The organism is Pseudomonas sp. 43A (assembly GCF_013363935.1).
GTDB lineage: Bacteria > Pseudomonadota > Gammaproteobacteria > Pseudomonadales > Pseudomonadaceae > Aquipseudomonas > Aquipseudomonas crudilactis.
In genome coordinates this window covers 3,061,316-3,074,607 of sequence record NZ_CP054880.1, presented here as the reverse complement: position 1 = coordinate 3,074,607, position 13,292 = coordinate 3,061,316, and the positions used below count along the sequence as shown (strand labels likewise).

Sequence of the window (13,292 nt, the reverse complement as noted above, 5' to 3'; positions counted from 1 at the left end):
ACCTGACAGCTTTCAGTCCGCTCGTGGATACTGCTCGGCACTCACCTGCTCCATCCAATCCACAACTTTGCCGTCCAGCACTTCAGCAATCGCGATATGCGTCATCGCCGTAGTCGGCGCCGCCCCGTGCCAATGCTTGGCCCCCGGCGCAATCCACACGGCATCCCCAGGACGAATCTCACGCACCGGCTGCCCCCACTCCTGCACGAAACCGAAACCCGCCGTGACGATCAAGGTCTGTCCCAACGGATGCGTGTGCCACGCGGTACGCGCGCCCGGCTCAAACGTCACCGTCGCACCACTGACCCGCGCCTCGTCTGTGCCTTTGAACGGCGCATCGACACGGACAGTGCCAGTGAACCAATCCGCCGGACCTCTGGCCGAAGCTTGTGAGCCATTGGGTGTCACGGTCACGCGGGGATTGTCATTGGCCTGCACCTCGCCCGCCAACAGAGAAAGGGTCAACGCAGAAGCGGCAATCGGGTTCATGGCAATTCCTCCAGATAATCAATGCCACTACTTTACCCAGCCGCACTCTTCCGATAATCGACTAGAATTCAAAAAAACTTATGCAGGACACTCATCAATGCTTCGGGAAAATGCCACCGACCTGCTCGCCTTCCTCGCCGTAGCGCGCGAGCGCAGCTTTACCAAAGCGGCGGCCAAACTCGGCGTTTCGCAATCGGCACTGAGTCACACGATTCGCGCACTTGAGGCACGTTTAGGCCTGCGCCTGCTGACCCGTACCACCCGCAGCGTCTCGCCCACCGAGGCCGGCGAACACCTGCTGCAAACCATCGGCCCACGCTTCGAAGAAATCGAACTGGAACTCGCGGCCCTGAGTAACCTGCGCGACACCCCGGCCGGCAAGATCCGCCTCAACGCCACCGACCATTCGCTGGACTGGCTGCTGCGCCCGGTGCTCAAGAACTTTCTGCCGAAGTACCCGGACATCAGCGTCGAGGTAAGCTGCGACTATGGTTTCGTCGACATCGCCGGCCAAGGTTTCGACGCTGGCGTGCGCTTGGGCGAGGACGTCGCGCAAGGCATGATCGCCACCCGCATCGGCCCCGACATGCGCATGGCGGTGGTGGGTTCACCCACCTATTTCGCCAAACGAACCGCGCCGCAAACGCCACGGGATCTGACCGATCACGCCTGCAACAACCTGCGCCTGCCCACCAACGGCGGGTTGTACAGTTGGGAATTCGAAAAGGCTGGCGAAAGCCTGAAAGTGCGGGTGTCCGGGCAAATCACCCTGAACGGCGTCTACCCGCTGCTCGACGCTGCGCTGGACGGTTTCGGCCTGAGTTACATCCCGGAAAACATCGTCGCACCCTATCTGGCCGACGGCCGATTGCGACAAGTGCTGGAAGACTGGTGCCCGACGTTTGCCGGTTATCACCTCTACTACCCGAGCCGGCGTCAGGCGGCGCCGGCGTTTGCGTTGTTGCTGGAGGCGTTGCGCTATCGCGGCTGAGTGCCGTCTACGAGATCGATCAACCCAGCAGCGCAATCAATTGATGCCGCTGTGCATCGGTGAGCATCGGCCCGAACCCGGCCTTGGCGTTGTCGGCCATGTAGCGCGGATTGCCCGTGCCGGGTATCACGCAAGTCACCGCCGAATGCGAGAGCAGAAACTTCAACGCCAGTTGCGGCCAACTATTGACCTGCACATCGGAAACCCAGCCTGGCAACGGCTTGCCCTTGAGCCGGGCCAGCAGACCGCCGCCGCCAAACGGCCGATTGCAGATCACCGCGACGCCACGTTCGCGGCACAGCGGCAGAATGCGTTTTTCCACGCCTCGGTCATCGAGGGCGTAATTGATTTGCAGAAAATCCAGTGGCTCGGCCTTCAGCACGGCTTCGACCTCTTCGTAGGCCGAGGGCGTGTAGTGAGTGATACCGATATAGCGGATGCGCCCCTGGGCTTTCCATTCACGCAACGTCTGCAAGTGCGTCTGCCAGTCGAGCAGGTTGTGGATCTGCATCAGGTCGATGCGTTCGGTACGCAACAGGCTGAATGACTGCTCCATCTGCGCGATGCCCTCCTCGCGTCCACGCGTCCACACTTTGGTGGCCAGAAATGCAGGCGAACGTGGTTCGTGGATCGACAGCAGCTCACCGGTAGTCTGTTCGGCGCGGCCATACATCGGCGAACTGTCGATCAGCGTGCCGCCCTTGGTGAACAGTTCATCAAGCACCGCCGGCAATTGCCGGTAGGCCGGATCACCGGGGGCGACGTCGAAGCCGCGATAGGTGCCCAGACCGACGATGGGTAGCGACTCGGCACTGGACGGGATGGCGCGGGTCTGCATGGCGTGGCCTCCGGTGGTCGCGGGTGTGGTGGTTGTGGCCAACGCCCGATCAAAGGTGAAGACCGCCGAAACCCCGGCAGCCAGCGTGAGCAATCGGCGACGGGAGTAACCCTCAGTGTGGCTCATGCTGGTTCTCCTGCTGCGTGGATCTGTTGCCTGTTGTGTGTATGGGGCATCCGCTGGCAGGGCTGGACTACACTGCGACAGCGAACCCTTCACACCCCGTTAAAAGTAGCCGAATGTCCCGAACCCTGATGTCACTCGTCGCATTGATCGTTGCCGTGTACCTGGTGCTGTGCGCGGCGCTGTTCTTTTTTCAGCGTTCGCTGATCTATTTTCCGCAGCCCAATGCCGTCACCAGCGCCGATTCACAACTGACCCTGTCGATGCCGGACGCACAGGTTTCAGTGATCACCCGCGAGCGCGTCGGGCCCCGGGCGCTGATCTACTTTGGCGGCAATGCCGAGGACGTTTCGCGCAATCTGCCGGAGTTTGCCGAGGCGTTTCCTGAATACGCGGTCTATCTGCTCAACTATCGCGGCTTTGGTGGCAGCGGTGGTTCACCGTCTGAGGAAGCGATTGCCGAGGATGCGCTGGCGCTGTTCGATCAGGTGTACACCAGCCACCCGCAGGTTTCGCTGATTGGCCGCAGCCTGGGATCGGGCGTCGCCGTGCGTCTGGCCAGCCAACGGCCAGTGCAAAATCTGATTCTGGTGACGCCCTACAACAGCCTCGAAGAAATCGCGGCACGGCAATACCCGTGGGTGCCGGTGAAGTGGTTGCTCAAGGATCGCTTTGAATCGGGCAAGTACGCCGCGCATATCCGTGTGCCGACGCTGCTGCTCGCGGCCAGCGACGACGAGGTGATTCCACGCGCCAGTACGCAGCGTTTGCTGGAGAACTTCCCGCAAGGCGTGGCACTGCTCAGAGTGGTGCCGGATTCGGGGCATAACTCGATTTCCGACCGTGCGCAGTATTTGCAGTGGATGGAGGATGTGTTGAATCGCTGAACCAAGTCCAAAAAGCCCAGTCCTATCCGCGCCGCTTTCTGCGGTCCACTCAACTTTTGCGCTGTCCCTCTTCAGAGCTGCCCGTCTCATGCGCCACGCCGTTCGCTCGTCTCGCTTGGTTTCGCTGTGCCTGCTGATCCTTTCGCCGCTGTTCGCTGCAACCGCCCATGCCGGTGCGGAGCGACAACTGGTGGCCGCCATCAACGACTATCGCGCCCATCCACAACGCTGTGATCGACGCCCGGCGCAACGGCTGGCACCGTTGGCGCTGAAGTCGAACCTGGCCTTGCCGATTGGTTATCGCTACGCCGGTGGCATGCGTGAAGCGTTGAAGTCGTCCGGGTATTCCGCCATCGCGGTGCGCAGTATTCGCGTGATCGGAGCCGAGGACGCCGAAGAGGCCTTCGACTTGCTGCAAGACGAACACTGCGCCGCGCTGCTGGATGCGAGCTACGCCGACATCGGTGTCAGTCGTTCGCGTAATGAATGGCAAGTGGTGTTGGCGCAACCGGTGCTCGACAGCCGTGTCGGCGATAACCGCAGCGTCGGCAAGGCCTTGCTCGCTGAGGTCAATGCCGCGCGCGCCCAGCCACGGATGTGCGGACGCCAGCGCTTCGCCGCCGCCCGGCCGTTGAGCTGGAACGCAGCACTGGGCGCAGCCGCGCAGGGGCACAGCAAAGCCATGGCTTACGGCAACTACTTCGCCCACCGTGATCCGGACGGCGACCTGCCTGCCGATCGCGCCCGTGCAGCCGGCTATCGCGGTCGGCAAATCGGTGAAAACATCGCCGCCGGACAGAGTTCACCGGGCAAAGCCATGGCCGGATGGCTGGCCAGCCCCGGGCACTGCGCCAACCTGATGAACCCGATGTTTACCCAGGTCGGTGCCGGGTTTGCCAGTGAAGCGCGCAGTGATGAAGGGGTTTACTGGACGATGGTGTTTGGCGCGCAGTGATTGGCAGCGTCCAGTGCCAATTTCAACAGTTCCTTGCGCAGCATTGACGGTGCGCGCACGGCCAATCCGCCCTGCCAGTCGAGTGGCAACAAGCGATTGAGCTTTTGCTGGCTGACCTCGGCTGGCGCCAGAAAGCAGCTTTCGCGGTCGCGGATACTGATCACATTCAGCAGCCAGTCATCGCCCTGCTCTGCCATCCAGCGCCTGATCAGCGGCAGGTGCTTTTGCAGCAAGGTGTCGGCATCCCAAACAGTCATTTGCGCGAAAAAGCATGGCAGGTTGCTCTCGGGTTTCATCCGTTTCGAGTCGGCTGCCAATGCAGCGGCAAGGTTCGATTCGATGCTGGCCTGGCACTCGAGAAAATATTGCCGAGGCCAGTCTGCCGGCAGTTTTGCCCGTGAAGCGAGGTCGACGTAAGCCTCGATGTCCGCTGGCGTGGTCATCTGCCCGGTGAAATTCTGCGTGTTGTCGAGAATCGCGGTGGCCAGCAAAGCGGCACTTTGCACGCTGATCTGCGGCAGCACACAGGCCGCCTGCCAGCGCTGAAAAACCTGAGTTGCTGCGGCGCCGATCGGGCGGATATCGGCAGCAGACCCAAGCTTCTGCTGCCAATAGTTTTCGTAGCCTGGATGATGGTCGATGACCTCAACCACCCGTTCAAGCACCACCAACGGGTCGAAATGGTGATAGTCCGAGACATCGACCAAGACAAACTCATCGTCCGATGTCGGCTGGTAGTCGTGAAACGCCGCGCCCCAGCCGAGCACGCTTGGCGAAACGCTGGCGTTGGCAGGTGCGCTGCTGACGGCGCGGGCGGGAATGCCTTGCAGGTTGAGCAATTCGGCATAGGCAATGCAGCAGGCGTAGGCGTCAATGTCCAGATAGGACGCGCCGGAGGTGATGATTTTCATGGGCCGGCAACATCGCACAGGTTTGTGACGTTTGGGTGACAGGAAAAGATCGCAGCCTCGTTACACTCGACAGCTGCTGCAAGGCTGCGATCTTTTCATCTTCAAGCCGCCCGCTGCCCTCCCGCGACCATCGCCGAAGCCGCCAGCATCGCCCGCAATAACACCGCACACCCCGCCGCCAGATCATCCGGCGCGGCGTTCTCGATTTCGTTGTGGCTGATGCCGCCTTCGCACGGCACGAAGATCATTCCGGCCGGGCCGAGTTCGGCGAGGAAAATCGCGTCATGTCCGGCGCCACTGACGATGTCCATATTCGACAAACCCAGCCCTTTCGCTGCGCCGCGCACCGCTTCCACGCAGCCCTTTTCGAAGTACAGCGGCGGGAAGTCCGCTGTCGGCGTCAGTTCATAAGTCAGACCGTGTTCTTCACAGGTGGCTTCGATGACTTGTTTAACCTCGGCAATCATCGAGTCGAGGCGCGCCGGTTCCAGGTGACGGAAGTCGAGGGTCATGCGCACTTCGCCGGGAATGACGTTGCGCGAACCGGGATAGGCCTGCAGACAACCGACGGTGCCGCAGGCGTGGGGTTGATGACCGAGGGCGGCGCGGTTGACCGCACCGACGATCACCGAGGCGCCGACCAGCGCGTCTTTACGCAAGTGCATCGGCGTTGGACCAGCATGGGCTTCGACGCCGCGCAGCTTGAGGTCGAACCACTTCTGCCCCAGCGCGCCGAGCACGACGCCGATGGTTTTCTGTTCGTCTTCGAGGATCGGACCTTGCTCGATGTGTGCTTCGAAATAGGCGCCGACCTTATGCCCGCTGACTTTACGCGCACCGGCATAGCCAATGGCGTTCAGCGCTTCACCGACGGTGACACCATCGGCATCGACTTTGGCGAGGGTTTCTTCGAGGGTGAATTTCTCGGCGAACACCCCGGAGCCCATCATGCACGGGGCGAAGCGCGAGCCTTCTTCGTTGGTCCAGACCACCACTTCCAGCGGCGCTTCAGTTTCGACGCCGAGGTCGTTGAGCGTGCGCAGGACTTCGACGCCGGCGAGTACGCCGAAGCAGCCGTCGAACTTGCCGCCAGTCGGTTGGGTGTCGATGTGGCTGCCGGTCATCACTGGCGGCAGGTCGGGATTGCGTCCCGGGCGACGGGCGAAAATGTTGCCGACGGCATCGACCGTGACGCTGCATCCGGCGTCCTTGCACCATTGCACAAAGAGGTCGCGGGCCTGGCGGTCGAGATCGGTCAGGGCCAGGCGACAGACCCCGCCCTTGACCGTCGCGCCGAGTTTGGCCAGTTCCATGAGCGAGGCCCACAGGCGGTCGCGGTTGATGTGCTGATGGCTCGATTGCAGAACGTCTACGGCTGCGTTCATGGGGATCTCCTCAGGCTGCTTTTCTTATGAGTTTCTTCAGATAAATCTCTGCCGTAAGTCAGGCCGCCTTCGCGAGCAAGCTCGCTCCCACATTTGGAATGCGTTCACATGTGGGAGCGAGCTTGCTCGCGAAGAGGGCTGCATTCACACCGCAGATTTCACTACTGACGGACTAGCACGCATCACGCACAACCCGTAATAAATAATCCCGCCCAACGCCGAGCCAGTGAACCAGCCATAGCTGTAAAACCAGCTGAACGCATCGCTGCCCAGCGACATCACGGTCAACACCACCGGTACGCCAAAGGCAACAAAACCGGCCCAGTTCCACGCTGGATAGACGTCGTCGCGGTACAGCCCGGCGAGATCCAGTTGCTGTTTCTTGATCAGAAAATAGTCCACCACCATGATCCCGGCGATCGGTCCGAGCAGGCTCGAATAACCCAGCAGCCAATTGGAATAGACGCTTTCCAGACTGACCTCGGAAACAATCCAGCCGAGTTTTTTCAGCAGTTCATGACCCATCAGCAACAGCCCGACCAACCCGGTCAGCAAAACTGCTTTGGTGCGGTTGATCACCTTGGGGGCGATGTTCTGAAAGTCGTTGGTTGGCGAAACGATGTTCGCGGCAGTGTTGGTCGATAGCGTGGCGATGATGATCAGTGCCATCGCTACCGCGACCCACACCGGGCTTTGGATATGGCCGATCAGCGTCACCGGATCGGACACCGTCACACCGACCAGTTTCACCGACGCGGCGGTCATCACCACACCCAGCGCAGCGAACAGAAACATGGTCAGCGGCAGGCCGATGATCTGCCCGAGAATCTGATCCTTTTGGCTCTTGGCGTAACGGCTGAAGTCAGGAATGTTCAACGACAACGTCGCCCAGAAGCCGACCATCGCCGTCAGTCCGGCGGCGAAGTAGCCGTAGACGCTGGCACCTTCGGGGCGTTTGGCCGGGATCGCCATCAACTCTGTCATCGACACATTGGGCATCGCCCACACCAGCAGACCGATGCCGACCGCCACCAGCAACGGCGCCGACAAGGTTTCCAGCCACTTGATCGACTCAGCGCCGCGAATCACCACCCACAGGTTCAGCGCCCAGAACACCATGAAACCGATCACCTCCCCCGTGCCGCCAAGGGATTTCCAGCCCTCGAACACCGAGCCGAGAAACAGGTGAATCGCCAACCCGCCAAACATCGTCTGAATGCCGAACCAGCCACACGCCACCAACGCACGAATCAGACACGGCACGTTGGAACCGAGAATGCCGAACGACGAGCGCAGCAACACCGGAAACGGGATGCCGTACTTGGTGCCGGGGAAAGCGTTAAGTGTCAGCGGAATCAGGACGATGATGTTGGCGAACAGAATCGCCAGCAGCGCTTCACCGACGCTCAAGCCGAAGTACGCCGTGAGCACGCCACCGAGGGTATAAGTCGGCACGCAGATCGACATGCCGACCCACAGCGCGGTGATGTGCCATTTGTTCCAGGTTCGTTCATGCACCTTGGTCGGTGCCATATCGTGGTTGTAACGGGGACTGTCGAGGACGTCGCTGCCGGCTTCGAGCTCAAACAAGCCGTCGCGCTCGGTCACTTGCGATCTGATCTGTTGCATGGCCGCTCCACTGTTCTTCTGATTATTTTTTGCTCATCAGGCGGCTGACACACGAGGGTGCGAGCCGGACGATGGCCGGAGGAACTGACAACTTTCGTGCACCGGCCATGGTGTCAGCGGCGGCATCAATAAACGTGCCGGAGGCCCCGCTTGCGCATCGGGCGGTGTATCAAACACTTTGCAACTTTCTGATATTCATCAGTTTTAATTATTTACCCGGTGAGTCCGCGGAAACTTGTCTGAACGCTCAGGCTAAACGTAGGGCAAGTTGTCCGAACTGTCAGGACTCAATCTGGTGCACTGCATTTATTTTCATTGTGAGCGAGCAACCGCAGCTCAACTTCAAGCGGCTGATTTCACATAGGAAATCTTGCTCATATTTCCATCCTGTCAAGTGCGTCAAAATGGTGAGCAGCCTCACCATTTTGGTGATTTGATGTTTTTATCGTTATTTATCATACACTTAAAACAGTCATAAGCTTATAAAAAATAATCTTGATCTATTGCAAATCTGCGACTAGCTTCTATTCCTGACAGCGCTGACAGGAATACGCCCTTCACCGCCGTACATCAATAAAACATCTAGAACCGACACAAGTCGGTCAATGCCTGCGAGGAACTCGGAATGTCTCTGTTGATCCGTGGCGCCACCGTTGTTACCCATGATGAAAGTTATCGCGCCGACGTCTATTGCGCCGACGGCGTGATCAAAGCCATTGGTGAAAATCTTGATATTCCCGCCGGCGCCGAAGTGCTCGACGGCAGCGGCCAATACCTGATGCCCGGCGGGATCGACCCGCACACCCACATGCAGCTTCCGTTCATGGGCACTGTGGCCAGTGAAGATTTTTACAGTGGCACGGCGGCGGGACTGGCCGGTGGCACCACATCGATCATTGATTTCGTGATTCCCAATCCGCAGCAGTCGCTGATGGAAGCCTTTCATCAGTGGCGCGGCTGGGCGGAAAAGTCCGCCTCCGACTATGGCTTCCACGTCGCGATTACCTGGTGGAGCGAGCAGGTGCGTGAGGAAATGGCCGAGTTGGTCAGCCATCACGGCATCAACAGTTTCAAGCATTTCATGGCCTACAAGAACGCGATCATGGCCGCCGACGACACGCTGGTGGCGAGTTTCGAGCGCTGCCTGGAACTCGGCGCGGTGCCGACCGTGCACGCAGAAAACGGCGAGCTGGTCTATCACCTGCAACGCAAGTTGATGGCCCAAGGCATCACCGGCCCGGAGGCGCATCCGCTGTCGCGGCCGTCGCAGGTTGAAGGTGAAGCGGCGAGCCGGGCGATTCGTATTGCCGAAACCATCGGCACGCCGCTGTATCTGGTGCACGTCTCGACCAAAGAAGCCCTCGACGAAATCACCTATGCGCGCAGCAAGGGCCAACCGGTGTATGGCGAAGTCCTCGCCGGGCATTTGCTGCTCGATGACAGCGTCTATCAACACCCGGACTGGCAGACCGCTGCCGGTTACGTGATGAGCCCGCCGTTCCGTCCGCGCGGTCATCAAGAGGCGCTGTGGCACGGACTGCAAAACGGCAATCTGCACACCACCGCGACTGACCACTGCTGCTTCTGCGCCGAGCAAAAAGCCGCCGGGCGCGATGACTTCAGCAAGATTCCCAATGGCACCGCCGGCATCGAAGATCGCATGGCGGTGCTGTGGGACGAAGGCGTCAACAGCGGGCGTTTATCGATGCAGGATTTCGTCGCCCTCACCTCCACCAATACCGCGAAGATCTTCAATCTCTATCCGCGCAAAGGTGCGATTCGCGTCGGCGCCGATGCCGATCTGGTGCTGTGGGATCCGCAAGGCAGCCGCACCATTTCTGCCAAGACCCACCATCAGCAGGTGGACTTCAACATCTTCGAAGGCAAGACCGTACGCGGCGTGCCGAGCCATACCGTCAGCCAGGGCAGGGTGGTCTGGGCCGACGGCGACCTGCGTGCGGAGCGTGGCGCCGGGCGGTATATCGAACGGCCGGCGTATCCGGCGGTGTTTGATTTGCTGAGCAAGCGGGCTGAGATGCACCGGCCCACTGCTGTGAAACGCTGAAATCCAGGCCTTCGGCCTTCGCGAGCAAGCTCGCTCCCACATTTGAAATGCATTCCCCTGTGGGAGCGAGCTTGCTCGCGAAGAGGCTAGTCCAGGCAACACAAAAACCAATGCCCATCAGAGGCAGCACCTCAAATAACCGTGAGGCCATAAACCGTGATCGAGACCCTGAACCATCTCCCCCACCCGCACGAAAGCGCGGCCGCCCTCGCCGGGCATTTCACCGATCTGGCGCCGCCGCTCAACGATCGGCAGGCGCATCTGGAAGCCTCGCGCTGCCTGTATTGCTACGACGCGCCCTGCGTGAATGCGTGCCCGAGCGAGATCGATATCCCCTCGTTCATCCGCAATATTCACCAGGACAACGTCACCGGTGCCGCGACGAAAATTCTCTCGGCGAACATCCTCGGCGGCAGTTGCGCACGGGTGTGTCCAACCGAAATCCTCTGCCAGCAAGCCTGCGTGCGTAACAACGCTCACGAATGCGCACCGGTGCTGATCGGCCTGCTGCAACGCTACGCCGTCGACAATGCACACTTCAGCGAACATCCGTTCCAGCGCGCCGCCGCCACCGGCAAAAGGATTGCCGTGGTCGGTGCCGGCCCCGCCGGTTTGTCCTGCGCCCATCGCAGCGCCATGCACGGTCACGACGTGGTGATTTTCGAAGCACGGGAGAAGGCTGGCGGCCTCAACGAATACGGGATCGCCAAGTACAAACTGGTCGACGACTACGCGCAGAAGGAACTGGATTTTCTCCTGCAGATTGGCGGCATCGAGATTCGTCACGGGCAGAAGCTCGGCGAGAATCTGACGCTGAGCGAACTGCATCAACAGTTTGACGCGGTGTTCCTCGGCCTCGGCCTCAACGCCAGCAAGCAACTCGGCCTGCCCCACGAAGATGCCCCCGGCCTGCTCGCTGCCACCGACTACATTCGCGAATTGCGCCAGGCCGATGACCTCACGCAATTGCCATTGGCCGAACGCTGCATCGTCCTTGGCGCTGGTAACACGGCGATCGACATGGCCGTGCAAATGGCTCGCCTCGGGGCTCGCGACGTCAATCTGGTGTATCGCCGTGGCGCTGCCGACATGGGCGCCACCGGCCATGAGCAAGACATCGCCAAAGCCAATCAGGTGCGCCTGCTGACCTGGGCACAACCGGAAGAAGTCCTGCTCGACGCTCAGGGCCAGGTGCGCGGTATGCGTTTCGCCCGCACCGATCTGGTCGACGGTCGTCTGCAAACCACCGGCGAGACCTTCGAGCTGGCCGCCGACGCGATCTTCAAAGCCATCGGTCAGGCGTTCGATGGCAGCGCCCTCGCCGACCCGTTGGCCCGTGAACTCAAGCGTCAGGGCGAACGCATCTACGTTGATGAAAACCTGCGCACCAGCATCCCCGGCGTGTATGCCGGTGGCGACTGCACCAGCCTCGATCAGGACCTCACCGTGCAAGCCGTGCAGCACGGCAAACGCGCCGCCGAGGCGATCAATGCTCAACTGATGCTTAACGTGGAGGCTGCGTAAATGGCCGATCTGTCGATTGTCTTCGCTGGCATCAAAGCGCCGAATCCGTTCTGGCTGGCCTCTGCGCCACCGACCGACAAAGCCTACAACGTGGTCCGCGCCTTCGAAGCGGGCTGGGGTGGCGTGGTCTGGAAAACCCTCGGAGAGGATCCGGCGGCGGTCAACGTGTCGTCGCGTTACTCCGCGCATTACGGCAACAACCGTGAAGTGCTCGGCATTAACAATATCGAGTTGATCACCGACCGTTCGCTGGAGATCAACCTGCGCGAAATCACTCAGGTGAAGAAGGACTGGCCGGACCGCGCGCTGATCGTTTCGCTGATGGTGCCGTGCGTGGAGGAATCGTGGAAACACATCCTGCCGCTGGTGGAAGCCACCGGCGCTGACGGTATCGAGCTGAACTTCGGCTGCCCGCACGGCATGCCTGAACGTGGCATGGGTGCGGCGGTCGGTCAGGTGCCGGAGTACGTCGAGCAGGTCACGCGCTGGTGCAAGACCTATTGCTCGCTGCCGGTGATCGTCAAACTGACGCCGAACATCACCGACATCCGCGTCGCCGCCCGCGCGGCCCACCGTGGTGGCGCCGATGCGGTGTCGCTGATCAATACGATCAACTCGATCACCAGCGTCGACCTGGAACACATGGTCGCCCTGCCCACCGTCGGCAGCAAAAGCACCCACGGCGGTTATTGCGGCTCGGCGGTGAAGCCGATTGCGCTGAACATGGTCGCCGAAATCGCCCGCGACCCGCAGACCCAGGGCTTGCCGATCTGCGGGATTGGCGGCATCGGCAGTTGGCGCGATGCGGCAGAATTCATGGCGCTGGGCAGCGGCGCGGTGCAGGTGTGCACGGCGGCGATGTTGCATGGTTTCCGCATTGTCGAGGAGATGAAGGATGGGTTGTCGCGGTGGATGGACAGTCAGGGTTACGCCAGCATCAGCGAGTTTTCCGGGCGCGCGGTGGGCAATACCACGGACTGGAAGTACCTCGACATCAACTATCAGGTGATCGCGAAGATTGATCAGGATGCGTGCATTGGGTGCGGGCGTTGCCACATTGCTTGCGAGGACACTTCACACCAGGCGATCAGCAGTCTGAAGCAGGCGGACGGTACGCATAAATATGAAGTGATTGATGAGGAGTGTGTGGGCTGCAATCTGTGTCAGATCACGTGTCCGGTGGCGGACTGTATCGAGATGGTGCCGATGGAGACTGGGAAGCCGTTTCTGGACTGGAATCATGATCCGCGCAATCCGTATCACGTTGCGGTCTAGATCGCCGACTGATCCAACAGCCCCCTCACCCTAACCCTCTCCCAAAGGGAGAGGGGACTGATTGGGGGATGTTGGCAAACTCCGCCGACCTGAACGATTTGCTTTGAATCCATAATCGATACATGCATAGGCACGAGCTGCTTTGAATCCGCAATCGACTCGGTTCTTCAGGTCGATGTAACCCGAGAGACACCTCGGTCGGCCCCCTCTCCCTCCGGGA

The 13,292-nt window shown here is 60.5% G+C and carries 11 protein-coding genes; 6 read left to right on the top strand and 5 right to left on the bottom strand.

Translation table 11 applies throughout. From position 1 onward, the window contains the following. Positions 1 to 12: 12 nt before the first annotated feature. On the bottom strand, positions 13 to 489 hold the full coding sequence (locus HUW52_RS13710; RefSeq protein ID WP_175553938.1) for a cupin domain-containing protein: 477 nt from the start codon (positions 487 to 489) through the stop codon (positions 13 to 15). 97 nt (positions 490 to 586) lie between these two features. Here HUW52_RS13710 and HUW52_RS13705 point away from each other — a divergent pair, with 97 nt between their 5' ends. Beyond that, positions 587 to 1,480 (top strand): LysR family transcriptional regulator, encoded by an 894-nt coding sequence (locus HUW52_RS13705; RefSeq protein ID WP_175553937.1) that lies wholly within the window; start codon positions 587 to 589, stop codon positions 1,478 to 1,480. 19 nt (positions 1,481 to 1,499) lie between these two features. Here HUW52_RS13705 and HUW52_RS13700 read toward each other — a convergent pair whose 3' ends face one another. Then, positions 1,500 to 2,444 (bottom strand): aldo/keto reductase, encoded by a 945-nt coding sequence (locus tag HUW52_RS13700; RefSeq protein WP_175553936.1) that lies wholly within the window; start codon positions 2,442 to 2,444, stop codon positions 1,500 to 1,502. Between the two features lie 113 nt (positions 2,445 to 2,557). Between HUW52_RS13700 and HUW52_RS13695 the strand changes: the two genes are divergently transcribed. Together HUW52_RS13695 and HUW52_RS13690 are read left to right on the top strand one after the other, a co-directional pair. Beyond that, positions 2,558 to 3,328, top strand: coding sequence for an alpha/beta hydrolase (locus HUW52_RS13695; RefSeq protein ID WP_175553935.1), 771 nt, complete (start codon positions 2,558 to 2,560; stop codon positions 3,326 to 3,328). Between the two features lie 88 nt (positions 3,329 to 3,416). Next, on the top strand, positions 3,417 to 4,283 hold the full coding sequence (locus HUW52_RS13690; RefSeq protein WP_175553934.1) for a CAP domain-containing protein: 867 nt from the start codon (positions 3,417 to 3,419) through the stop codon (positions 4,281 to 4,283). On the opposite strand, the gene HUW52_RS13685 is transcribed toward HUW52_RS13690, so the two are convergent. From HUW52_RS13685 to HUW52_RS13675, 3 genes are all read right to left on the bottom strand, one after another. Next, positions 4,253 to 5,194, bottom strand: coding sequence for a bifunctional oligoribonuclease/PAP phosphatase NrnA (locus tag HUW52_RS13685; protein ID WP_175553933.1), 942 nt, complete (start codon positions 5,192 to 5,194; stop codon positions 4,253 to 4,255). The two genes, HUW52_RS13690 and HUW52_RS13685, sit on opposite strands and share 31 nt — an antisense overlap. 101 nt (positions 5,195 to 5,295) lie before the next feature. Continuing rightward, complete coding sequence (locus tag HUW52_RS13680; protein ID WP_093440879.1) at positions 5,296 to 6,579, bottom strand: Zn-dependent hydrolase; 1,284 nt, start codon at positions 6,577 to 6,579, stop codon at positions 5,296 to 5,298. Positions 6,580 to 6,723: 144 nt separating this feature from the next. Continuing rightward, positions 6,724 to 8,208, bottom strand: a complete 1,485-nt coding sequence (locus HUW52_RS13675; protein ID WP_175553932.1) for an NCS1 family nucleobase:cation symporter-1 — start codon at positions 8,206 to 8,208, stop codon at positions 6,724 to 6,726. A 625-nt stretch (positions 8,209 to 8,833) separates the two neighbouring features. Here HUW52_RS13675 and hydA point away from each other — a divergent pair. The 3 genes from hydA to preA all read left to right on the top strand — a co-directional run bounded on the left by hydA (position 8,834) and on the right by preA (position 13,072). Next, on the top strand, positions 8,834 to 10,273 hold the full coding sequence (hydA, locus tag HUW52_RS13670) for a dihydropyrimidinase (protein WP_175553931.1): 1,440 nt from the start codon (positions 8,834 to 8,836) through the stop codon (positions 10,271 to 10,273). A 156-nt stretch (positions 10,274 to 10,429) separates the two neighbouring features. Next, on the top strand, positions 10,430 to 11,797 hold the full coding sequence (locus HUW52_RS13665) for an NAD(P)-dependent oxidoreductase (RefSeq protein ID WP_175553930.1): 1,368 nt from the start codon (positions 10,430 to 10,432) through the stop codon (positions 11,795 to 11,797). Beyond that, complete coding sequence (preA, locus tag HUW52_RS13660; RefSeq protein ID WP_099756571.1) at positions 11,798 to 13,072, top strand: NAD-dependent dihydropyrimidine dehydrogenase subunit PreA; 1,275 nt, start codon at positions 11,798 to 11,800, stop codon at positions 13,070 to 13,072. Positions 13,073 to 13,292 lie beyond the last annotated feature (220 nt).